The organism is Bradyrhizobium sp. AUGA SZCCT0176 (assembly GCF_018130145.1).
In the GTDB taxonomy this organism is placed as follows: Bacteria; Pseudomonadota; Alphaproteobacteria; order Rhizobiales; family Xanthobacteraceae; genus Bradyrhizobium.
Map to the genome: position 1 here is coordinate 1 of NZ_JAFCMB010000028.1, position 20,478 is coordinate 20,478.

Annotated in this window: 21 protein-coding genes; 9 read left to right on the forward strand and 12 right to left on the reverse strand. The window is 63.4% G+C overall.

The window, feature by feature from the left end:
* Positions 1 to 373: 373 nt before the first annotated feature.
* Complete coding sequence (locus tag JQ600_RS33435) at positions 374 to 2,671, reverse strand: exopolysaccharide transport family protein (protein WP_212388413.1); 2,298 nt, start codon at positions 2,669 to 2,671, stop codon at positions 374 to 376.
* A 217-nt stretch (positions 2,672 to 2,888) separates the two neighbouring features.
* Here JQ600_RS33435 and JQ600_RS33440 point away from each other — a divergent pair, with 217 nt between their 5' ends.
* The 4 genes from JQ600_RS33440 to JQ600_RS33455 all read left to right on the forward strand — a co-directional run bounded on the left by JQ600_RS33440 (position 2,889) and on the right by JQ600_RS33455 (position 7,756).
* The gene (locus JQ600_RS33440) at positions 2,889 to 3,500 is read left to right on the forward strand and encodes a polysaccharide biosynthesis/export family protein (RefSeq protein ID WP_212388409.1); all 612 of its coding nucleotides are present in this window, start codon (positions 2,889 to 2,891) and stop codon (positions 3,498 to 3,500) included.
* 2 nt (positions 3,501 to 3,502) lie between these two features.
* Positions 3,503 to 4,636, forward strand: a complete 1,134-nt coding sequence (locus JQ600_RS33445) for a glycosyltransferase family 4 protein (protein ID WP_212263584.1) — start codon at positions 3,503 to 3,505, stop codon at positions 4,634 to 4,636.
* A 150-nt stretch (positions 4,637 to 4,786) separates the two neighbouring features.
* Positions 4,787 to 6,316, forward strand: coding sequence for an undecaprenyl-phosphate glucose phosphotransferase (locus tag JQ600_RS33450; protein WP_212263585.1), 1,530 nt, complete (start codon positions 4,787 to 4,789; stop codon positions 6,314 to 6,316).
* Positions 6,317 to 6,481: 165 nt separating this feature from the next.
* Positions 6,482 to 7,756, forward strand: a complete 1,275-nt coding sequence (locus tag JQ600_RS33455) for an O-antigen ligase (protein WP_212388405.1) — start codon at positions 6,482 to 6,484, stop codon at positions 7,754 to 7,756.
* On the opposite strand, the gene JQ600_RS33460 is transcribed toward JQ600_RS33455, so the two are convergent.
* Positions 7,728 to 8,258 carry a MarR family winged helix-turn-helix transcriptional regulator gene (locus JQ600_RS33460; protein ID WP_249136218.1) on the reverse strand — a complete coding sequence of 177 codons (531 nt, stop codon included), beginning with the start codon at positions 8,256 to 8,258 and terminating at the stop codon, positions 7,728 to 7,730. The genes JQ600_RS33455 and JQ600_RS33460 overlap by 29 nt on opposite strands.
* An 82-nt stretch (positions 8,259 to 8,340) precedes the next feature.
* On the opposite strand from JQ600_RS33460, the gene JQ600_RS33465 reads away from it, so the two are divergent.
* A complete protein-coding gene (locus JQ600_RS33465) occupies positions 8,341 to 9,534 on the forward strand; it encodes an NAD(P)/FAD-dependent oxidoreductase (protein WP_212388402.1) in 1,194 nt (397 codons plus the stop codon).
* A 12-nt stretch (positions 9,535 to 9,546) separates the two neighbouring features.
* Here the strand turns inward: JQ600_RS33465 and JQ600_RS33470 are convergent, their stop codons facing one another.
* The 4 genes from JQ600_RS33470 to JQ600_RS33485 all read right to left on the reverse strand — a co-directional run bounded on the left by JQ600_RS33470 (position 9,547) and on the right by JQ600_RS33485 (position 13,754).
* A complete protein-coding gene (locus JQ600_RS33470; protein ID WP_212388399.1) occupies positions 9,547 to 10,731 on the reverse strand; it encodes a trans-acting enoyl reductase family protein in 1,185 nt (394 codons plus the stop codon).
* 38 nt (positions 10,732 to 10,769) lie between these two features.
* Positions 10,770 to 11,948 carry a trans-acting enoyl reductase family protein gene (locus JQ600_RS33475; protein WP_212388397.1) on the reverse strand — a complete coding sequence of 393 codons (1,179 nt, stop codon included), beginning with the start codon at positions 11,946 to 11,948 and terminating at the stop codon, positions 10,770 to 10,772.
* A 138-nt stretch (positions 11,949 to 12,086) separates the two neighbouring features.
* Positions 12,087 to 12,872, reverse strand: coding sequence for a DUF169 domain-containing protein (locus JQ600_RS33480; protein ID WP_212388388.1), 786 nt, complete (start codon positions 12,870 to 12,872; stop codon positions 12,087 to 12,089).
* 75 nt (positions 12,873 to 12,947) lie between these two features.
* On the reverse strand, positions 12,948 to 13,754 hold the full coding sequence (locus JQ600_RS33485; protein WP_212388385.1) for a YdcF family protein: 807 nt from the start codon (positions 13,752 to 13,754) through the stop codon (positions 12,948 to 12,950).
* 188 nt (positions 13,755 to 13,942) lie between these two features.
* Here JQ600_RS33485 and JQ600_RS33490 point away from each other — a divergent pair, with 188 nt between their 5' ends.
* Positions 13,943 to 14,884: an acetamidase/formamidase family protein gene (locus tag JQ600_RS33490; protein ID WP_212263592.1), complete on the forward strand. Its 942-nt coding sequence runs from the start codon at positions 13,943 to 13,945 to the stop codon at positions 14,882 to 14,884.
* Positions 14,885 to 14,905: 21 nt separating this feature from the next.
* Here JQ600_RS33490 and JQ600_RS33495 read toward each other — a convergent pair whose 3' ends face one another.
* Positions 14,906 to 15,253, reverse strand: coding sequence for a GrlR family regulatory protein (locus JQ600_RS33495; RefSeq protein ID WP_249136219.1), 348 nt, complete (start codon positions 15,251 to 15,253; stop codon positions 14,906 to 14,908).
* Positions 15,254 to 15,315: 62 nt separating this feature from the next.
* Between JQ600_RS33495 and JQ600_RS37315 the strand changes: the two genes are divergently transcribed.
* The 3 genes from JQ600_RS37315 to JQ600_RS33505 all read left to right on the forward strand — a co-directional run bounded on the left by JQ600_RS37315 (position 15,316) and on the right by JQ600_RS33505 (position 16,289).
* The gene (locus JQ600_RS37315; RefSeq protein WP_283814717.1) at positions 15,316 to 15,450 is read left to right on the forward strand and encodes a hypothetical protein; all 135 of its coding nucleotides are present in this window, start codon (positions 15,316 to 15,318) and stop codon (positions 15,448 to 15,450) included.
* 96 nt (positions 15,451 to 15,546) lie between these two features.
* The gene (locus JQ600_RS33500) at positions 15,547 to 15,744 is read left to right on the forward strand and encodes a hypothetical protein (protein WP_212037720.1); all 198 of its coding nucleotides are present in this window, start codon (positions 15,547 to 15,549) and stop codon (positions 15,742 to 15,744) included.
* A gap of 74 nt (positions 15,745 to 15,818) precedes the next feature.
* Positions 15,819 to 16,289: a GcrA family cell cycle regulator gene (locus tag JQ600_RS33505; RefSeq protein WP_212388382.1), complete on the forward strand. Its 471-nt coding sequence runs from the start codon at positions 15,819 to 15,821 to the stop codon at positions 16,287 to 16,289.
* A 69-nt stretch (positions 16,290 to 16,358) separates the two neighbouring features.
* Here the strand turns inward: JQ600_RS33505 and JQ600_RS33510 are convergent, their stop codons facing one another.
* The 5 genes from JQ600_RS33510 to JQ600_RS33530 all read right to left on the reverse strand — a co-directional run bounded on the left by JQ600_RS33510 (position 16,359) and on the right by JQ600_RS33530 (position 20,311).
* Positions 16,359 to 16,748: a cupin domain-containing protein gene (locus JQ600_RS33510; protein ID WP_212388379.1), complete on the reverse strand. Its 390-nt coding sequence runs from the start codon at positions 16,746 to 16,748 to the stop codon at positions 16,359 to 16,361.
* 40 nt (positions 16,749 to 16,788) lie between these two features.
* Entirely contained in the window at positions 16,789 to 17,535 is a 747-nt protein-coding gene (locus JQ600_RS33515) for an SDR family oxidoreductase (RefSeq protein WP_212388373.1), read from the reverse strand.
* 204 nt (positions 17,536 to 17,739) lie between these two features.
* Positions 17,740 to 18,708 carry an SDR family oxidoreductase gene (locus tag JQ600_RS33520; RefSeq protein ID WP_211999953.1) on the reverse strand — a complete coding sequence of 323 codons (969 nt, stop codon included), beginning with the start codon at positions 18,706 to 18,708 and terminating at the stop codon, positions 17,740 to 17,742.
* A gap of 153 nt (positions 18,709 to 18,861) precedes the next feature.
* Positions 18,862 to 19,272, reverse strand: a complete 411-nt coding sequence (locus JQ600_RS33525; protein ID WP_212388371.1) for a hypothetical protein — start codon at positions 19,270 to 19,272, stop codon at positions 18,862 to 18,864.
* A gap of 130 nt (positions 19,273 to 19,402) precedes the next feature.
* Positions 19,403 to 20,311: a dihydrodipicolinate synthase family protein gene (locus tag JQ600_RS33530; protein ID WP_212388368.1), complete on the reverse strand. Its 909-nt coding sequence runs from the start codon at positions 20,309 to 20,311 to the stop codon at positions 19,403 to 19,405.
* Between the last annotated feature and the right edge of the window lie 167 nt (positions 20,312 to 20,478).

Below are 20,478 nucleotides of genomic sequence, written 5' to 3' on the forward strand. Positions count from 1 at the left end.
GCGCAAACAAGCGTCCACCGCAACCCGCCCAACGTCCGTGACGACGGCCGACGCCCTTCTGAGTAGGACGGGATGGCCAAAGATATGCACCTGATTTTACTTCTGGTAAACAGAAATATTTTTAATTCTGGGGCTTGACACGATTTCCGTAAATCAGAACTGATTTGCCCGTCGGGTTGTTTTGTCGCACGCTGGCCGCAAGATTACGCTTGCGCACGAGGCGACGCAGCCCGCTCGTAGGATGGGTAGAGCGCAGCGAAACCCGTCCTGTCGTCATTGCGAGCGCAGCGACGCAATCCATATCGCGGCATAACGGATAGATGGATTGCTTCGTCGCAAGTGCTCCTCGCAATGACGGTGGTTGACCGCACCCTTACGCCGCCACCACGCGCGGGCTGCGTTCGACAGCGTCCGAGGGCTGGCACGGCTTGCGCAGCATGGTGACGTCGGAGAAGCCGACGGCCCGGAGCTGATCGCACATGATGCTGCGGGCGTCCGAATCCATCGAGGCGTCGGGGACCACGACCGCGCGGGCATGCGCGGTCAGTAGTTCCGCCGGCAGGTCGGAGGCCGAGCCGGCATCGAGCAACACATGGTCGTAGACCCGCAGCAGCGCGTCGATCGCCAGCGTCAGCCGCGGCGACTGCAGCTGCGAGCGATCGAAGCCCGGACGTCCGGCGCTGACGAGATGGACGCGTGACAGCCGGTCCCTGGTGATGATCTGCGCAAAGGTTGCTTCGCCCTGCATCAGTTCGGCGAGCCCGGGCGCCGCCGGATCGACCGAGACCGCCGTCATCGTCGGCGAAGCCGCGGTCAGATCGACCACCACGATCTTGGCCTGCCGCGCCATCAGGCGCGCCAGGGTCAAGGCGGTCAGCGTGATGCCTTCGCTCGACGCGGTGCCGAGGACCGTTACCTTGCGCGCCGCCCCGCCCGCCTGGGCGAGCCGATCGGCCAGTTGCTCGATTTCTTCGATCCCTGCCGCGAGTTCGGCGCGGGGTTCACTGAAGGCAGGCTTTGAGTCGTCCGTCACGGGATGTTCAGGTTCCGGCCCGAAATCATCATGAGGCTCGAAATACGGTGCAGTCGGAGGCGCGGAGACGCGAACCGATTCCGCGGTCGGAGCCACGGCGCTGGGAGAAGCTGCGGCGGCCGCGCGCGGCGCGGTCATGCGCAGCAGTTCGCCGGTCGCGATCGCGCCTGACGTCAGCAGCAAGGTCGCCAGCGTCGCGATCAGCACGATCGGGAGCTTCTTCGGATAGGCCGGCGTATTCGAAACGGTGGCGCGCGAGATGATGCGGCCATCGGCCGGCGCGGCCTCGATGTTTTCGCGGGCGGCGGCCTCGCGGTATTTCGCCAGATAGGATTCCAGGAGATCGCGCTGCGCCTTGGCTTCGCGCTCCAGCGCGCGCAGCTGCACGTCCTGGCCGTTGGATGCGGACGCCTGCTTCTTGACCTGGTCAAGTTCGTTTCTCAGGCTATCGACCCGGCCGCTGGCGAGGCGCGCGTCATTCTCGAGCGAACGCGAGATCTTGCTCGCCTCCTCGCGCAACTGGCGATCGAGATCGCCGAGCTGCGCCTTCAGTTCCTTGATGCGGGGGTGACCGTCGAGCAGCGTCGACGACTGTTCGGCGAGCTGCGCGCGCAGCGTCACCCGCTGTTCGGACAGCCGGCGGATCAATTCGGAATTGAGCACTTCGGAAGCCTCGATCGGCTTGCCGCTCTGAAGCATGTCCTTGATCATGCGCGCCTTGGACTCGGCATCCGACTTCAGCGCGCGGGCGTTGTTGAGCTGGGTGTTGATCTCGCCCATCTGCTGGTTGGACAGCGAGGTGTTGTTGGTGCCGATGAACAGGCTCGACTTCGAGCGGAAATCTTCCGCGCGCGACTCCGCCTCCGAGACCTTCTTGCGCAGATCCTCTATACCGCCCGACAGCCAGCCGCTGGCGGATTTCGCCTGGTCCTGGCGCGCGCCCTGCTGCAACGCCAGATACCCTTCCGCGATCGAATTGGCGACGCGCGCGGCCAGCTCCGGATCGCGCGACTGGAATTCGATGACGATGACGCGCGACTTGTCCACCGCATACGCCGTGAAGCGCTCGAAATAGGCGTCCAGCACGCGCTCTTCCGGCGTCAGCGACAACGGATCGCGTCCGATTCCGAACAGCGCCAGCAGCGACTTCAGCGGCGAAAAGCCCTGCAGCACCGGATCGAATTCCGGGCGCTCGGCCAATTTGTTCTTCTTGATGATTTCGCGCGCCAGATCGCGCGACAACAGCAGCTGCACCTGGCTGGTCACCGCCTCGGCGTCGACCGTGTTGCGCTCTTCATTGCGCTCGCCGTTCGGCCGCAGGAACACGTTCTCGCGGCCATCGACCAGGATGCGCGCTTCGGATTTGTAGCGCGGGGTGACCATGTTGACGGCGGCGATCGACAGCACGAGCGCCAGCACCGTCGGGACGACGATCCAGCCGCGCTTGCGGATCAGGGCCTGCCCCAGCGCGTGCAGGTCGAGATCGCCGGACTCCGGCGCGGCGACCTGCCTGGTGACGGCAGATTTGGCGACGGCGGGCTCGGTGGCGACGGGCTTGGCGACAGCTGGTGCGGGCTTTGGAAGCGCCCGCTCCAACACGGCCTTGACCCTGCCCGTACGCCAAAACGCAAAACGCATCGCACACTCCCGCGGACGCTACTTAAAATCGTGACGCGTTTTCGCTCGAAAACGCCACGACTCTACCTGAAGCCCGGCGATTACACTCCATTAAGGTTGCTGCTGGGTTAATCCGCGCGAATTGCGAGCTGCAATGACCGCCCCGCAGGGCTGCGGTCATGTTTTGTTAACCATGAACGCCCTTAATCGGGCGGATACTTTTTCAGGATTCTCCCCCATGCGAGGCGCACTCGCCACGATCCCATGTCTGGTTGCTGCGCTGGCGCTTGCGGGCTGCATGGGCCGGACCACGCCGGTTGCCGTGGCGCCCTATGCTGGCCCTGCCCCTGTTGCGGTGGCCTATGCCGAACCGGCGGCGCCGCGCTTTGACGCGGCCTATCATCTGGATACTGGCGACAAGCTCCGCGTCGTGGTCTACGGCCAGGAAGGCCTCACCAACACCTATGCGATCGATGCCAGCGGCTCGATCACGATGCCGCTGATCGGTTCGGTCCCGGCGCGCGGCAGCACGCCCGCGGGGCTGGCCGCCGACATCGGCGCCAGGCTGCGCCGCGGTTTCATCCGCGAGCCCTCGGTCGCCGTCGAAGTCGAGGCCTATCGGCCGTTCTTCATCCTCGGCGAAGTGGCGGCGCCCGGACAATACCCTTATGTACCGAACATGACCGTTGAAAGCGCCGTTGCCATCGCTGGCGGCTTCTCGCCGCGCGCGCTGCGCGACCGGGTGACGGTCACGCACACCGACGGATCCGGAACGGCGCGCTACGTGGTGCCGCCGGGAACGTCCATCAGCCCGGGCGATACGGTGCTCGTTGGCGAACGCTGGTTCTGATTATGCCTATCATCGACGGTCAGCCCCTTCGTATCCTGCACGCGACGCGCGCCCCGGTGGGCGGCATTTTTCGCCATATCCTGGATCTCGCCAACGGCCAGGCCGATAAAGGCCATCACGTCGGCATCATCGCCGACAGCCTCACCGGCGGCGAGCGCGCCGAGCAGGCGCTGGCGGAAATCGCCCCTCGTCTCAAGCTCGGCGTTCATCGCGTCGCCATCCACCGCGAACCGCGCCCCAGCGACACCTTGGCATGGGTGCGCTTCCTGCGCCTGGTCCGGAACCTGAAACCGGACGTGCTGCACGGCCATGGCGCCAAGGCCGGTGTGTTCATACGTTCCAAGATCGCCGCCAGGGATACGATCCGGGTCTATACGCCGCATGGCGGGTCGCTGCATTACCCGCTGTCGACGCTCAAGGGCAACTTCTATGCCCGCCTCGAGCGCGCGCTGATGGACTCGACGGACCTGTTCCTGTTCGAAAGCGCGTTTGCGCGCAACACCTATCAGCGCACCATCGGCACCCCGAAGGGGCTGGTGCGCTGCGTGTTCAACGGCGTCACCGCCAATGAATTCGACCCGGTCGTCAAGGCCGAGGACGCCACGGACGTGATCTATGTCGGCGAGTTCCGGCACATCAAGGGCGCCGACCTGCTGATCGACGCGGTGGCCCGTCTGCGCGCCGACGGCCGGCCGGTGACGCTGACGCTCGCCGGCGACGGCGAGGAAAGCGCGAGTTTGAAGGCCCAAGTGCAGCGGCTCGGCCTCGGCGAGGCCATCCGCTTCATCGGCCACGTCAAGGCGCGCTACGGCTTTTCCAAGGGCTCGCTGCTGGTGGTTCCCTCGCGCGGCGATTCCATGCCCTATGTCGTGATCGAGGCCGCGGCGGCGGGAATTCCGATGGTGGCCGCCAATGTCGGCGGCATTCCGGAGATTTTCGGCTCTCATACCGAGGCGTTGTTCGCCCCCAACATCGCCGCGGCGATGGCGGACGCGATCGAGGTTGCACTGGAGAATCCGGCGGCGACGCTGGAGCGGGCCAAATCCCTGCGCGAGCGAATTTTCCAGCACTTCTCGCAGAAGGCGATGGTCGAGGGTGTATTGACCGGCTACCGCGACGCGTTTGCCAATCGTTAACCGTTCTTTACCAACGTAACTGTTTCTTCCGATTTGTCCCTTAAGCCGGATGGCAGGGAATTCCGCATCGGCAGGCGCGTCCCTATGTGCCGGCCTAAGAACGGAATCAACGATCGGACTTGGACAGTGGAACCGCTTAACGCTCGCTCGATGTTAGACGCCGCGGCAGCAACGGCCGCGGCGACCGCTACCGGTGAACGCCCGCCGATCGAACGGCGCCGCCGGCTGTCGCCGGCAGCCCTTGCCGTCACCAACCAGAAAGTCAGCCGCGCCTATTCGCCGATCGTGATCGCGGGCGCGGTGCGCCTGGTCGATTTCGTCATGCTCAGCCTGATCGGCCTTGCGCTCTATTTCGCCTATGTCGTGCGCCTCAAGGGTTTCCATTGGGAATATGTCGCGGCGATCGTCGGCATGACGGCGACCGCCGTGATCTGCTTCCAGGCCGCCGACATCTACGAAGTCCAGGTGTTCCGCGGCCAGCTGCGGCAGATGACAAGGATGATTTCGTCCTGGGCCTTCGTGTTCCTGCTGTTCATCGGCGCCTCCTTCCTCGTCAAGCTCGGCAGCGAGATTTCGCGGATCTGGCTCGCATCGTTCTTCGTCGTCGGCCTTGCGGCCCTGCTGATCGAACGCGCCTTCCTGCGCGCGCTGGTGCGCAGCTGGGCGCGGCAGGGCCGGCTCGACCGCCGCACCATCGTGGTGGGCTCGGACCAGAACGGCGAGCAGCTGGTCGAGGCGCTCAAGACCCAGCATGATTCCGATATTGACGTGCTCGGCGTGTTCGACGACCGCAACGATGCCCGCGCGCTGGAAACCTGCGCCGGCAGCCCGAAGCTCGGCAAGGTCGACGACATCGTCGAATTCGCCCGCCGCACCCGCGTCGACCTCGTGCTGTTCGCGCTGCCGATCTCGGCCGAGACGCGCATCCTGGAAATGCTGAAGAAGCTGTGGGTGCTGCCGGTCGACATCCGCCTGTCGGCGCACACCAACAAGCTGCGCTTCCGTCCCCGCTCCTATTCCTATCTCGGCGAGGTGCCGACGCTCGACGTGTTCGAGGCGCCGATCACCGACTGGGATCTGGTGATGAAGTGGCTGTTCGACCACGTCGTCGGCTTCCTGATCCTGATGCTGGCGCTGCCCGTCATGGGGCTGGTCGCTCTCGCCATCAAGCTCGACAGTCCCGGGCCGGTGATCTTCCGCCAGAAGCGGTTCGGCTTCAACAATGAGCGCATCGACGTCTTCAAGTTCCGCTCGATGTACCACCATCTCGCCGATCCCACCGCCTCCAAGGTCGTGACCAAGAACGATGCCCGCGTCACCCGCGTCGGGCGCTTCATCCGCAAGACCAGCCTCGATGAACTGCCGCAGCTGTTCAACGTCGTGTTCAAGAGCAACCTGTCGCTGGTCGGCCCGCGCCCGCACGCCGTGCAGGGCAAATTGCAGAGCCGGCTGTTCGACGAGGCCGTCGACGGCTATTTCGCGCGCCACCGCGTCAAGCCCGGGATCACCGGCTGGGCGCAGATCAACGGCTGGCGCGGCGAAGTCGACACCGACGAGAAGATCCAGAAGCGCGTCGAGTTCGACCTCTATTACATCGAGAACTGGTCGGTGCTGTTCGACCTCTTCATTCTGCTCAGGACGCCATTGGCGCTGATGACGAAAAACGAGAACGCTTATTGAGTTTCTGAGGACTACCTGCCGTCATTGCGAACGCAGCGAAGCAATCCATGGCGCGGCATAGCGGATAGATGGATTGCTTCGCTTCGCTCTCATGCACAAACGCTCCGCGTTTGTTGCAGACAATGACGGAAGTAGCGGTTGTAGCGTCTAGTGCGTGAGTATCGAATGGCGTATGCGGCGACAGCCGAGGGATCCCTTCCATCGTTGACGGCCGCGCCGGGCGTGCTCGCGGTGCAGCGCGCGATGGTATGGCTGGTCGGCGCGTCCGGGGCCATCGTCTTCATCGAGCCCAGCCCCTATGAGATCGCAACGCTGCTGGCGTCGCTGATCTTCTTTGCCACCGGCGGCTTGCGGATGCGGCTGGTGTTCATTCCGCTGCTGCTGGCGCTGTTCCTGCTCAACACCGGCTACACGATCAGCGCCATTGCCGTGATCGACCGGCCCAATGTCAGCATGTGGATCGCGACCTCCTGGTACATGGCCATCACCGTGATGCTGTTCGCGATGGTGGTGGCCGAAGATACCGCAGCCAGGCTCGACATGCTCAGGCGCGGGCTCGTCGTCGGCGCAATGATCGCGGCGAGCCTGGGTGTCGCCGGGTATTTCAACCTCGTCCCGGGCGGACGCGACCTCCTGACGCTGTACGATCGCGCCCGCGGCACCTTCAAGGACCCCAACGTGCTCGGCGCGTTCCTGATCCTGCCGGCGCTGTTTTGCCTGCAAAGCGTGGTCTCGGACAAACTCGGAAAGTCGCTGCGCAACACCGTCGCCTTCGGCATCATGTCGCTGGCGATCCTGCTGGCGTTTTCGCGCGCGGCCTGGGGCGGGCTGATCCTGACCTCGATGTTCATGCTGGCGCTGATGGTGCTGACCAGCCGGTCGCAGGCGCAGCGTTCACGCATCATCATGATCGCGCTTGTCGCTGCGATCCTCGCAGCGGCGCTGGTGGCGGTGCTGCTGTCGTTCGACTCGATCGCGCAGATGTTCAAGCAGCGCGCCAGTTTCGATCAAAGCTATGACTCCGGCCGCTTCGGCCGGTTCGGGCGCTACATCCTCGGCGCCAACATGGCGCTCGATCTGCCGTTCGGAATAGGTCCGCTGCAGTTCACCCGCTACTTTCCCGAGGACACCCACAATTCCTATTTGAACGCATTCATGTCGGGCGGCTGGCTCTCCGGCGTCTGCTACCCGGCGCTGGTGTTCGTCACGGCGCTGAACGGCTTTCGCTACATATTCGTCCGCGCGCCCTGGCAGCGCGCCTATCTCGCGATCTTCGCCGCCTATCTCGGCACCGTCGGCGAGAGTTTTATCATCGACACCGACCATTGGCGGCATTTCTGGATGATGCTGGGGCTGATGTGGGGCATGTTCGTCGCCGCCGAGCATTACAAGGCCCGCGCCGGCCAGACCTTCAACGGCGCGGCCGTCCCAGCTTCTTAGGCGCTTTCTCCTTCGGCGCGTCGATCAATCCCTTCAGCGCCTCGGTCGCTCCCAGCACCGACTTGTAGCTCTCGCTCGCGAAGCGCAGCAGCAATTGCAGTTCCGCTTCCGAATAGGTGCTCCATAGTTTGTGCATCGCCTGCTGCATTGGCACGTAGAACCGCCCGATCTGCGCGACGTTGTCAGGCACGGTCGCGATAAAGACCTTGCGCCGGTCGGTCGCGTCGCGCTCGCGACGCACGAAGCCGGCCTTCTCGAGCCGGTCCACCACGCCGGTGATGGCGCCGGTGGTCAGCCCCGTGACCTCGGCAAGACGGCCGGCGGTGACGCGGCCCTCGAGATTGAGAAAATCCAGGCATTCGAGGTCGGAACCGGAAATTCCGGCCACATTGGCAACGGTTTGCCCAAAGATCACGCCCTGCGCCGACGACCGCCGCATCGCCTCTTCCAGTTCCTGCAACAGCGCGGCCCGCGCCTTCGGCCTTGACACGGTCGATTTCATATCTTAGTCCATCATTATCTTAGCTACTAAGATAATTAGCAGCTGATATTTCCTACCACCCCACGGATGCATGGAGCAAGGCATGACCAAACGTCCCAAAGCCCTGATCATCGGCGGTGGCATCGCAGGTCCCGTGACCGGAATCTTCCTGAAGCAGGCCGGCATCGATGCCGAGGTGTTCGAGGCCTGGCCCTACTCGGCCGGGATCGGCGGCGGCCTGCAGATCGCGCCGAACGGCATGCATGTGCTGGCCGAGATCGGCCTCGCCTCCGACATGATCGCGCGCGGGTCGGTCGCCGAATCCTTCGACTTCTATTCGCAAGGAGGCGACCGCCTCGGCTCGCTCAACCGCAACATGAAAGAACGCTTCGGCCAGCCCGCGGTCAACATGTGCCGCGCCACGCTCAATGAATTGCTGGTCAACAAGGCCTGGTGCGCCAATGTCGAGCTCAGGTTCGAGAAGCGGCTGGTGGGAATCGAGGATCGCGCCGACCAGCCGGTCGTGGCGCATTTTTCCGACGGCAGCTTTGCCGAGGGCGATTTTGTCATCGGCGCCGACGGCGTGCATTCGGCCGTCCGCGGCCACGTCATCCCGGACGGACCAAAGCCGTTCGATACAGGATTGATCGGCTTTGGCGGTTTTGTGCCACGCGCGGTGATCGAGAATTCGCCGATCGGCCAGCGCGTGGTGACGACGTTCGGGCAAAGCGGGTTCTTCGGCTATGGCTTCTGCAGCTCCGATCCCAACGACGGCCTGATGTGGTGGAGCACGCAGCCCGCGCATGGCGCCAGTGCCGCGACGTTCCGCGCCATGAGCCAGGACCAGTTGCGGCAGCATTTGCGGAAATTCCACGCCGGCTGGCACGATCCGATTCTGCAAATCATCGATGCCGCCGAGAACATCGTGGTCACGGACACGCTCGACGTCGCAACCCTGCCGACCTGGTCGCGCCAGCGGACGCTGCTCATTGGCGACGCCGCGCACGCCACCAGCCCGCATGCCGGCCAGGGCGCCTCGCTGGCGCTGGAAGACGCGCTGCGGCTTGGCCGGTTGATGCAGACCCGCCAGGAGCTCGCGTTGACATTCCAGAATTTCGAGGCCGAGCGCCGCCCTCGCGCCGAAAAGATCGTGGCGCTGGCGCGCCGCAACGGCAACAGCAAGCGCGAGTTCAGTCCGACCGGCGCCTGGATCCGTGACCGGATGATGAAACTGATGCTTCCGCTCGGCGCACGGGCGATGGAATTTATGTACGCGTACGATCCCCGTTCGGCGTAGCGGTCGCAAAGCCTACTTCTCCACGCCGAACGTCAAGCCGGCATGGCCGACCAGCCGCTTGATCAGTCTGTGCTGCATCGCCGCCCCCGGCGTCCAGATGCCGGCGGGCACATCAGGCGCATCGCGCAGCAGGCAGATCGCGCATTCGGAGATCATCTTCGCCGTCGAGCCATAGCCGGGATCGCGGTCACCCTTCACGGCAGCCCGCACCTGCTTGCCGTCGGGCGCGAGTGCGACGAACAGCAGATCGAAGAAACCACTCTCCCGCACCTCTTTCGAGGGACCGTCGCCGGGCTTCAGGCCGCTTGCGCCGCCCATCCTCTCGGCGTTGACGGCGGCGACGAGCTGTTTGGCGTTGGCTTCGCCTTGCGCTCCCGCACCGGTCAGCACCATCTCGTCATAAACGAAGTCTTTGCCGTACGGAAAGTTCATCAGAAAATTGGAACGGTGCACGTTGCGGGTGTTGATGGTCGCCATCGCGAAGGGCGCCGTCCACGAGCCGAGATCATCGTCGAACAGCGGCTTGTTCCCGCGCGGCTGCTTCGGGCCTTCAAATCCCGGCGCCAGCAAAAATGGATCCTTCAACAGGGCGACCAGACTGAGGTCTTGCGCGGCAGCCGCGAACGTCGCCCAGGTGCTCGCGGCGGTACCACCGGACAACGTGCCGCTCATGTCGCGGATCCGGCCCTTGACGCGGTTGGCCGGTGCGCCAAAACTCTTGTTCGCCTCCTGCTGGACGCAGAACACGCCGAGTTCGAACGGCAGCGAATCGAAGCCGCAGGAAAATACGATGCGTGCACCGGTCGACTTTGCGGCCGCCTCGTGCGTGTCGATCATCTGCCGCATCCAGAGCGCCTCGCCGCAAAGGTCGAAATAGTCGGTGCCATCCGCGACGCAGGCTGCGACCAGTTCGGAGCCATAGCGCTGATACGGACCGACGGTCGAGATCACCGATCTGGTTCGGCCGACCATCGCCTTCAGCGAGGCGGGATCGCCGGCATCGGCAACGATCAGCGGGGTATCGGCCGGCGCTCCGATCGCGTCGCGCACGGCAGCGAGCTTGTCCAGGCTGCGCCCGGCCATCGCCCATTTCAGATTACCGTCGCCCTTGTAATGCGCGGCGAGATATTCAGCGATGAGCTGGCCGGTGAAGCCGGAGGCTCCATAGACGACGATGTCGAGTTTCGACGAAGACATTGTCTGACTTCCGGGAAGATGATGCTCGAAAACTGGAGCTACTTCTCCACGGTGAACGTGAGGCCAGCGTTGTCGACCAGCCGCTTGATCAGTCTGTGCTGCATCGCCGCGCCCGGCGTCCAGATCCCGGCGGGCACATCAGGTGTATCGCGCAGCAGGCAGATCGCGCATTCCGAGATCATCTTGGAGGTCGAGCCATAGCCGGGATCGCGGTCACCCTTGACCGCCGCACGGACCTGGCGGCCATCGGGGGCGATCGCGACATAGAGCAGATCATAGAGGCCGTTCTCGCGCTCTTCCTTCGACGGCCCCTCGCCCGGCTTGGGCGCGCCCGGACCGGTCTTTTCGGTGTTTGCGGCCATCACGAGCTTGGCGTTGGCCTCGCCCTTCTCGCCAGCACCCGTCAGCACCATTTCGTCGTAGACGAACTCCTGCCCGTACGGAAAGCCCATCAGCATGTTCGAGCGATGGACGTTGCGGGTGTTGATGAGCGCCATCATGAAGGGCGCGATCCAGGACTGCAGGTCTTCCTCATAGGACGGCTTGCTGCCCGGCGGCTGCTTCGGCCCCTTGAATCCCGGCGTCAGCGCGAACGGATCCTTGAGGATCGCAACGAGGCTGAGATCCTTGGCTACGGCATCGAAGGTCGCCTTGGCGCTGGCGGCAGTGCCCCCGGACAAGGTGCCGCGCATATCGCGCACGCGACCCTTGACGCGCAAAGCCGGCGCACCGAACACCCGCTTGGCTTCCTCCTGCACGAAGAAAGCACCGAGCTCAAACGGCACCGAGTCGAACCCGCACGAAAACACGATGCGCGCGCCGCTCGCCTTCGCCGCGGCTTCATGCTTGTCGATCATCTCGCGCATCCACAGCGGCTCGCCGCAGAGATCGAAATAGTCGGTACCCGACTCCACACAGGCCGCAAGCAGCTCGTTGCCGTAAAACTGATACGGGCCGACGGTGGTGATCACGGATTTCGTCTGCGCCACCATCGCCTTCAACGACGCAGCATCTGACGCGTCGGCCACGATCAGCGGCGTATCCGACGGCGCGCCGATCGCATCGCGCACCGTGGCGAGCTTGTCCTTGCTGCGCCCGGCCATCGCCCATTTCAGGCTGCTGTCGCCCTTGTAATGCGCGGCGAGATATTCAGCGACAAGCTGGCCGGTGAAGCCGGTAGCGCCGTAGACTACGATGTCGAATTTCGACGAAGACATGTTTTAGTTCCCTAATACTCGTCATTGCGAGAAGCGAAGCGACGAAGCAATCCATACTTACTTGGTGGCTATCTTACTTGGTGGCTATGGATTGCTTCGCTGCGCTCGCAATGACGGTTTCCCCTTCATTTCGCAAGGCTATTTCTTAGCATACGAAACGCCCATGCCGGCGCGGACGTCGGCCTGGATGCCATAGGGCGCGATCGGATAGCGCAGGCCGTTTTTCGCCAGTTGCTTCATGCCGATAATGGCCTTGGCGAGATGCGCGGGCTGCAGTGCCATCAGCATTTCCTCGTCGGGCACGCCGCCATAGCGACGTTCCGCGAAGCACGGCAGCGACAGCGAGGGCTCGCCGGTCTTGAGCGCCCGCCCCCAGGAATCCGCGCAGGCGGTCTCGCCGACCACGCCCCATTCGAACTTCTTGTAACCGGTGTATTGCAGCCCGTTGATCAGGATGATCATCTGGCCCGGCGTGGCATAGACCAGGCAGATATCCGGCGGATTGAGCCGTCCGCTGGTGAGCGGGCTCACCGCCATCGCCTGGTATTTGCCATATGGCACGACATCGAGTGCTTCCTGGCGCAGCCGCGCGTCTTCCTCCGTGCCATGCCAGACACCGACGTAATTCTTTCCTTCGAGAAATTTCTCGTCGGTTGGCGCCAGCCCGATCACGGCGCGGCATTGCGCGCCGACGAGGTCTTCGCCGGTGATGCCGACGGTCCAGCCGAGCCTTGAAGCCATGCTGACAATCTGGTCGGTGGTGTGCACCGCGGACGGCCGCCGGATCTTCGGGATTGCCGCCATCTCCTCGACGGTTGCGAACATCTTGATGCCGATCACGGTGGTCCGGAGCCGCAACAGGCTGATCAGGTCGGCAGCCATGCCGTTCAAATCGAACGCTTCCGGCGGCGTTTGCTGTTGCATGGCGTAAACTCCCTGGATCGGCGCGCTGCGCTTGTTGGCGTCAATTCTAGCCCGGCCGGTCGCCTGTTGCGACCTCTACTTCGGCGCCGGCCCCGGCAGCAAATCGTCGATCTTGCCGGTGGCCCGGTACGCAACCAGGCCCATCCATTCGCGCGCCGCGGTTTCGGTCCGTCCGAGGCCATCAAGAATGGCGTTAGAGAACTTCATCAGGTCGGCGCGGTCGCCGACCCGCCAATCGACCGGATAGGCCTCGACCGCAAATCCAGCCTTTCGGAACAGGCCGACCGATCGCGGCATATGAAAGGCCGAGGTCACCAGCAACCAGCGCTCGCCGTCCTTCGGCGCCACCAGCGCTTTCGAGAACTGGGCATTCTCCAGCGTATTCCGTGATGCCCGCTCCATGATCAGCCGCGATTTTGCGATGCCGAGGCTCTCGAAAACCGCGCCGGCGAAATCGGCCTCGCGCGCGTCGTTCGAAATCAGGTTGGCACTGCCGCCGGTGAAGACGATGCGCGCATTCGGATAGCGGTGCGCCAACGCCGCCGCCGCGATGATGCGGTCCGGCGCGCTGCGCACCACCGGCGTGCCATGCGCAGCCGATATGTCAGCCTCGATCGATGCGCCGAGCACGACGATACCGTCCGGCGGCGCGCCCGCTCCGACCTCCCATCGTGGAAAGCGCTGCTCCAGCGGATAGAGCAACAGGTTTCCGAGCGGTGACAATCCGCAGATCACCAGCAGCAGCACCGAGGCCATCACGAGCTTGCGGCCGAGCGATGCAAAGCGCGTCAGCAGCAGGATGGCGCCAATGAAACCGACGCCGATCAGGAAATTCGTCGGCATCAGCATGTAGCCGAGCGTTTTGGAGAGAACAAAGAACAAGGAAGGCCTCTTGGATTTCCGGCTCGTCATACGCGGGCTTGACCCGCGTATCCATCTTCTTCGCAAAAAGCGTCATGCGAAAATGATGGATTGCCGGGGCGCAGACAAGTTTACGTAGTCTGCGCAAGCAGACTACTATGCCCGGCAATGACAAATAGGACGAGACAACACCGACAAGAAGGTCCCCCATGACCCATCATCACCTGCATTCCAGCCCCATGACCTGCCACTGGGGCTTTTTCGAAGCGAAATTGAAGCCGGTCCTGACCATTGCCAGCGGCGATGAGGTCACGGTCGATACCATCACCGGCGGCCCCGACGTGGTGCCGGACCGCAGCAAATTCCACGTGCCGCCGGAGCTTGCCGATGTGCACGCCCAGAACGAGCGGATGGTGCCGGGTCATATCCTGACCGGCCCGATCGCGGTGGAAGGCGCCGCGCCCGGTGATGTGCTCGAGGTCGACATTCTCGACGTCCAGCTCCGGCAGGACTGGGGCTACAATCTGATCAAGCCGCTGTCCGGCACCCTGCCCGACGATTTCCCCGACACGCGGCTTCTGAACATTCCGCTCGACCGCGAGCGGATGGTCGGCCGGATGCCGTGGGGGCTCGACCTTCCGCTCAAACCGTTCTTCGGCGTGATGGGCGTGGCGCCGCCGCCGGCCTGGGGCCGCATCACCTCGCTGATCCCGCGCGCGATGGGCGGCAATCTGGACAACAAGGAGCTAGGGGCCGGCGCCAAACTCTATCTGCCGGTGTTCGTGCCCGGCGCGCTGTTTTCCTGCGGCGACGGCCACGGCGTGCAAGGCGACGGCGAAGTCTGCGTCACCGCGATCGAAACCGCGCTGCAGGGCCGTTTCCGGCTGACGCTGCGCAAGGATCTCCGGCTGGACTATCCGCGCGCGGAAACGCCTGATCATTACATGACCATGGCGATGGACCCCGACCTCGACCAATGCGTGGTGCGCGCGCTGCGCGACATGATCGTGCTGCTCGGCGAGAAGCGCAACCTGTCGCGCGAGGACGCCTACACGCTGTGCAGCCTCGCCGCCGACCTGCGGGTGACGCAGACGGTCAACGGCTCCAAGGGCATCCACTGCATGATTGCAAAGAGCGTCGTGCACGGCTGATGACCGTGACGCGGTGCGCCGTCACAGCGGCGAAAGCAGCTCCAACCTGGAACGAATCCTGACGCTGGTCTTTCCAACCAGCGCCGCCCCCTGCACGTCAGCGCTATCGGTGGCATAGGTGCCGCTGAAGCCAGTGGTGACCTCGCGCCCGCCAAACAGCGGCAGCACGCCAGCCGATTTGGTGTGCTGGGTGGTGGTCAGTTCGCCGCGCCATTTGCCGCGGTCAGCGGTGTAGGAGCCGGTATAATAGAAATGCGAGTCGCCGCCGACGATCCTGCCATCCAGCAGAACGATGACGCCGCTGGCGTGGCCACGCCCGCCCTCCATCATTTCGGTCAGGATCGAGTAGAGACCGTTGGTGATCGTCATCGCAGGATTGTCCCTCGTCCGCAGCAGCATCGACTGTGCATACGGCCTGAGGCAATCGGGAAATGAGCGAGGCGCTGGATCGTTTCGCCGCGGCTGCGTTGGCGCCGTCGACCCCGCTCGCTGGGCGCGCAGCGGTGTTCAAGATCAGCCCCTGCCTGGCAGCGGTCGATTTTTTCGATGCCGTTACAAGGAGATAGACTGCGACTCAGGCGGCAATTGACTTATCCCCATGAAACTTAATAGAGTCTAAATAGATACTTTTCAGTACAGCGTTTAAAAGTTAGCGTTCTTGCATGGCTACAGAAAAAGCCGAAACCGACCGCATTCCCGTGACCTTGGCGCTCTCGACCATCAGCTATCTCGAAAAACTGGTGAGACAGGGTACCCACGGCACTAGCGTTCCCGGCGTTGCGAAGACCCTGATCGAGGAAGGCATCCGGCTCGCCATCAAGGACGGGCTGCTGTCGATCCGCGACAATGGCAGGCCTTGATGGCACGCCAGCGGAAAATTCGCTGACGGGAGACAGGAACGCGGCGGTTCCTCAAAGAATTTGGGACCGCAAGCATGTTCGCAAACATACCGACCTGGACCACCGAGCGCGTCGAACTCCTCAAGCAACATTTCGAATCCGGCCTCTCATGCCGCGAGATCGCCGCTCACATCGGCGTCAGCCGCAACGCCGTGATCGGCAAATTGACACGGCTCGGTTTGACCCGCGGGCCGACCAATATCGAACAGCATCTGCAAGGGACCACGAAGGAACGCAGCCCGAAATCCGTTCCCCGCGCGCAGTACCGGATGCTGCAAGTGGTCTACCAGAACGGGCAGCCGGCCCCCGACGCCCCGATCGCCAGCGAGCGGCCCTGCTCACTGCTCGAACTCAGCCATGAGCGCTGCCGCTGGCCGATCAGCACGCCCGGCGCGGACGACTTCTGCTTTTGCGGCAACACGCCGCTCAAGGGTATGCCCTACTGCGCCGGCCACACCCGCCTCGCCTACAAGCCCGGCTCGCGCCAGCGAGTGGCGCGGGCCTGACATTGTCTGACGCACGCTCTGCTTAGAGCGCAGCAAATATCGGGCACGGCCATTCCACGGCTGTAGCAGTCACTGCGCGGGCACGAGCGCCTGCGCTCCCTTGTCCTTGATCAAGAGCACCAGGAATTTCGCCGGCTGGGTGCTGCTTGCGTTCCGGTCGACGACATGAACATCATCGTGGCCTTCATAGAAACTTTGACCTGCTGTCAGTGTCACGGGTTGTCCACCCTTCAGCTGCATCACGACGGAGCCCTCCAGCACATAAACAAACGCATGTGCGTTGTGTCGGTGGACAGCACTCGACCCGCCGGGCGCATGCTCGACCGTGATCATCAAAGCTTCCTTGCCGGGATTATCCGGAAGATCCTTGGACATGAGCGGCGTCACCTTGGGGGCCTGAGCTGCCGCCGTTCCGGTCATCAAGCACAGAAGAACCAGCGCAACGAGTTTGGTTGCCATAATCGCCTCTTTCGTTCATTGCCCAGGAGCTGATGCGGAATCAGGCCTTTGCGCGGCGAAGCCATTCGTCGAGACCGATGCGGCCGAGGCGCGCCTCGCCCAACGGCACCAGCGAGTGCTCGTCAACCCGACCGCCCCAGTATCGGGCCTCGGGATCGCTCACGACTTCGCGCGGGTCGCCAACCGCCTTCAGATAGCGGGCGATGATGTCGTTGAGCGGCGCTCGTTCCGGTCCGGCGATCTCCACGATACCGCTTCGCGGCGCCGCGAGTGCCAGATCGGCAACGTTGGCAGCAACGTCGTCCGCCGCGATGGGCTGGAACAGGATAGGCGGGAGCCTCACTGTGTTTCCATCCGCACTTGAATCCGCGATACCGCGAACGAACTCCAGGAACTGGGTCGCGCGAACGATGGTGTATGGAATGCCGGAGGCTTCGATCAGTTTCTCCTGGGCGACCTTTGCGCGGAAATAGCCATTGTCGGTCCGGTCGATCGCGACGATCGACAATGCGACATGATGCCGGACGTTCGCCGCGGCCTCGGCGGCGAGCAGGTTGCGGCCGGAGGTCTCGAAGAATTCGAGCACCGCCTTGTCTTCAAATGAGGGCGAATTGGCCAGGTCGATCACCACCTGTGTGCCCGCCATGACCTCCTTGAGTCCCTCACCGGTGACCGCGTTAACGCCGCTCTTGGGCGAGGCGGCGACGACTTCATGGCCGCCCTGGCGCAGAATGGCGACGGTCTTCGAGCCGATCAGGCCGGTGCCACCGATCACGACGATCTTCATGGTTGATGCTCCGTTGTGGTAGCAGCTTAGGTCCGCTTCGAACCCGCAGAATACTATCCCAAGGTACAGGTCGGACTACCCCGCTGAACCGGCGAGACGTGGTAGACCGTACCGCCACGCGGCGTTTTCCGTCAGCGTGGCACGCTTAGCTGAGCCAACAACTCTTGTTGAGTTCCGGCCCTGGTCGCTATTCAGATCAGCCCCTCAGGCCAGCTTCCAGCCGACCTCGTCCCGATAGCTCTGGTAGAAATCGAGCGTATACGCCTCCTCCGGCGTCTTGCGCACGCGCTCGTCGAGCTTGTGAGCGTCGTCGCCGACCAGGATGCGCCAGCGATCAGCCTTGACGCCGTCGAGGATGATTTTCGCGGCGGCCGCCGCCGTGGTCGGCGCATCATCATGAAACGATCGCGCGCGGTCGAGCGCGAGTTGCTGGATGTCCTCATCCGACATGGCAGAGGTGTCGGTGCCCATGCCCTTGAGCCGTTCGCGGGTCACACCGATCTCGACATCGGTCAGGCGCTCGGTCTCGCTCCCGCTCTGGATCTTGCGCGAGTTCGACACGATCGAGGTGCCGATGTGGCCGGGCATCACGACCGAGCACTTGATATGCGGCGCGTTGAGCCGCAGATCCGTCATCAGCGCCTCGGAAAATCCCTTCACCGCGAACTTGGCGGCAGCGTAGGCAGTGTGCGATACGCCGGGGCCGACCGACGCCCAGAAGCCGTTGACGCTGGACGTGTTGATGATGTGGCCCTCGTCGGCCTTCAGCAGCAGCGGCATGAAAGTGCGGACCCCGAGATAGACGCCGCCCCAGCAGATGTTGAAGGTGCGCTCCCATTGCTCGCGCGTGTTGGTGAACAGGCTGCCGCCACCGCCGATGCCGGCGTTGTTGAACAACAGATGGATCTTGTCGGTCGCCTGCTGCTCGATCAGCTCATCGCGAAACCGCTTGAGCTGATCCTCGATCGCGACGTCGGCGATGTGCGTGGTGACGCGCAGGCCCTGCGGCAGCTTGGTTGCCTCACACAGTTGCTTGGTTTCAGCCATCGCCTCGGCGGAGACGTCGCACATCGCGACATTGCAGCCCTCGGCAACGAGCTGGCGCGCCAGCTCGCGGCCCATGCCCGTGCCGCCTCCGGTGATGACGGCGATCTTTCCGGCGAATTCCTTCATGGAGAATTTTCCTCGATTGTCTTTTTATTGGCCTTCTGCGCACGGGGGCCGCGCGCAAAGTGTATCAGCTACACTCCGCCGGTAAAGCGCGCCAGATGTGCGGACAATCGATGTCCGCCGCACGGAAAAACTGCGCGGCGCCTACTCCGCCGCCTATTCTTTCTGTCCATGAAGGAGTGATACCCGCTTCACGAAATCGACAGCGGCCTCATTGCCCTCAGGTGCGTTGACCCAATCGACCGCTTCCGGCGGCAAATTGATAGCCGTCAGGACCTCTGCCACCAAGGGCTCGACGCCGATTTCGGCGACCACCCCGACGTCAATCCAAACAGTGGGCCCCTTCACACAATCATGCTTGATCAGATGCTGCATTTCTCGAAACAAGATCACGCGTTCAGAGGGCAACCTGAGAAACATTCCATGGGCTTCCCCAAGTCCATCTTCCTGCCAACTTTCGACGCGGAAGCCGAACGACTGCGCGATTTCAAACATTCGCATTTGAAATTGCATGATTGGCCAATCGGTGATGGGAAACCGATAATCGTATATCTGTGCGATATTCATCAGCGACCAATCCGTCATGGCCGGACTTGTCCCGGCCATCCACGTCTTTCTTATCGCAACACTGTAAACACGTGGATGCCCGGCACAAGGCCGGGCATGACGAGCGTTTTACCTGACGAGTACCCGCGGCCTACTCGGCTGCCTCGACGCGCTGGCCCCTCAATGCCCCCAACCCGTCCAGCGCCTTCTTGATCGCGGCCTGTTGCGTTACCGATGCTTCCGGCATCGGCGCGCGCGGATAGGTTTTTGGCAATCCCTGCAGCGACTGCGCGTAGCGCGTGCAGGCCGGCAGATTGTCCGAGACAACAGCGTTCCACAGCGTCAGCAGTTTCTTGTGCAGGTCGAGCGCGCGGACGTGATCGCCGGCCTTGACCGCATCCCAGAGCTCGACCGAGGCATGCGGCGCGGCCGTGAGGATCGCGGCGATCGAGCCGTGCGCGCCGAGCGCGTAGGACGGATACATCAGCGCGTCGACCGCGCTGTAGATCAATTTGTCCGGCGCCATCATCATGAGATCGGCGAACAGTTTCAGATCGCCGGCGCTCTGCTTGACGCCGACCACCAGCGGCACCTCGTTCATGATCCGGGTCAGCAGCGCGGGCGACAGATACGACCACGGCACCACGTTGTAGATGATGATCGGCATGCCGGTCTCGTCGGCCATCCGGCGGAAATGATCGACCATCGCCTGATCGTCCGGCTTGAACAAATAATGCACCGGCGTCACCTGCAGCGCCGCGACATCCATGTCGCGCACCAGTTTGCCGCGCCGGATTGCGTCGCGTGTGGAGTCGACGATGATGCCGGCGATCACGGGCGCGCGGCCCCTGGCGGCTTCCACCGTTGCCGCCACCAGGTCGCGATACTCTTCATGATCGAGCGTATGCCCCTCGCCGGTCGAACCGCCCGCCGCCATGCCATGGCTGCCGGCGCCGATCAGCCAGTCGACTTGCGGGGCGACCTGCTTGAAATCGATCTCGCCGTCCTTGCGAAACGGCGTTGTCATCGGCGGTATCACGCCTGTCGGGCGTATTTTCATGATCGACCCCTTGCGTTCCCGTTTCCCAAATCCGACCCCGCTCTTTGGCGGATATTCTCGATCGGCGGGTGAAGCCTAACCGCTGCCGGATGGGCAATCCAGTTCAGACATCGGTGGGCTGGGTCGTGGCGACGTCATAACGGACGGAGACGCGGCTCCAAGTTCGA

Coding starts and splice junctions, on each gene's coding strand:
- JQ600_RS33465 (WP_212388402.1), top strand. CDS start 8,341: ATGACCAAACGTCCCAAAGCCCTGATCATCGGCGGTGGCATCGCAGGT.
- JQ600_RS33475 (WP_212388397.1), bottom strand. CDS start 11,948: ATGTCTTCGTCGAAATTCGACATCGTAGTCTACGGCGCTACCGGCTTC.
- JQ600_RS33515 (WP_212388373.1), bottom strand. CDS start 17,535: ATGAAGATCGTCGTGATCGGTGGCACCGGCCTGATCGGCTCGAAGACC.
- JQ600_RS33505 (WP_212388382.1), top strand. CDS start 15,819: ATGTTCGCAAACATACCGACCTGGACCACCGAGCGCGTCGAACTCCTC.
- JQ600_RS33460 (WP_249136218.1), bottom strand. CDS start 8,258: ATGAAATCGACCGTGTCAAGGCCGAAGGCGCGGGCCGCGCTGTTGCAG.
- JQ600_RS33480 (WP_212388388.1), bottom strand. CDS start 12,872: ATGCAACAGCAAACGCCGCCGGAAGCGTTCGATTTGAACGGCATGGCT.
- JQ600_RS33530 (WP_212388368.1), bottom strand. CDS start 20,311: ATGAAAATACGCCCGACAGGCGTGATACCGCCGATGACAACGCCGTTT.
- JQ600_RS33455 (WP_212388405.1), top strand. CDS start 6,482: ATGGCGTATGCGGCGACAGCCGAGGGATCCCTTCCATCGTTGACGGCC.
- JQ600_RS33525 (WP_212388371.1), bottom strand. CDS start 19,272: ATGAATATCGCACAGATATACGATTATCGGTTTCCCATCACCGATTGG.
- JQ600_RS33495 (WP_249136219.1), bottom strand. CDS start 15,253: ATGACGATCACCAACGGTCTCTACTCGATCCTGACCGAAATGATGGAG.
- JQ600_RS33490 (WP_212263592.1), top strand. CDS start 13,943: ATGACCCATCATCACCTGCATTCCAGCCCCATGACCTGCCACTGGGGC.
- JQ600_RS33450 (WP_212263585.1), top strand. CDS start 4,787: ATGTTAGACGCCGCGGCAGCAACGGCCGCGGCGACCGCTACCGGTGAA.
- JQ600_RS33520 (WP_211999953.1), bottom strand. CDS start 18,708: ATGAAGGAATTCGCCGGAAAGATCGCCGTCATCACCGGAGGCGGCACG.
- JQ600_RS33470 (WP_212388399.1), bottom strand. CDS start 10,731: ATGTCTTCGTCGAAACTCGACATCGTCGTCTATGGAGCCTCCGGCTTC.
- JQ600_RS33510 (WP_212388379.1), bottom strand. CDS start 16,748: ATGGCAACCAAACTCGTTGCGCTGGTTCTTCTGTGCTTGATGACCGGA.
- JQ600_RS33435 (WP_212388413.1), bottom strand. CDS start 2,671: ATGCGTTTTGCGTTTTGGCGTACGGGCAGGGTCAAGGCCGTGTTGGAG.
- JQ600_RS33445 (WP_212263584.1), top strand. CDS start 3,503: ATGCCTATCATCGACGGTCAGCCCCTTCGTATCCTGCACGCGACGCGC.
- JQ600_RS33440 (WP_212388409.1), top strand. CDS start 2,889: ATGCGAGGCGCACTCGCCACGATCCCATGTCTGGTTGCTGCGCTGGCG.
- JQ600_RS33500 (WP_212037720.1), top strand. CDS start 15,547: ATGGCTACAGAAAAAGCCGAAACCGACCGCATTCCCGTGACCTTGGCG.
- JQ600_RS37315 (WP_283814717.1), top strand. CDS start 15,316: ATGAGCGAGGCGCTGGATCGTTTCGCCGCGGCTGCGTTGGCGCCGTCG.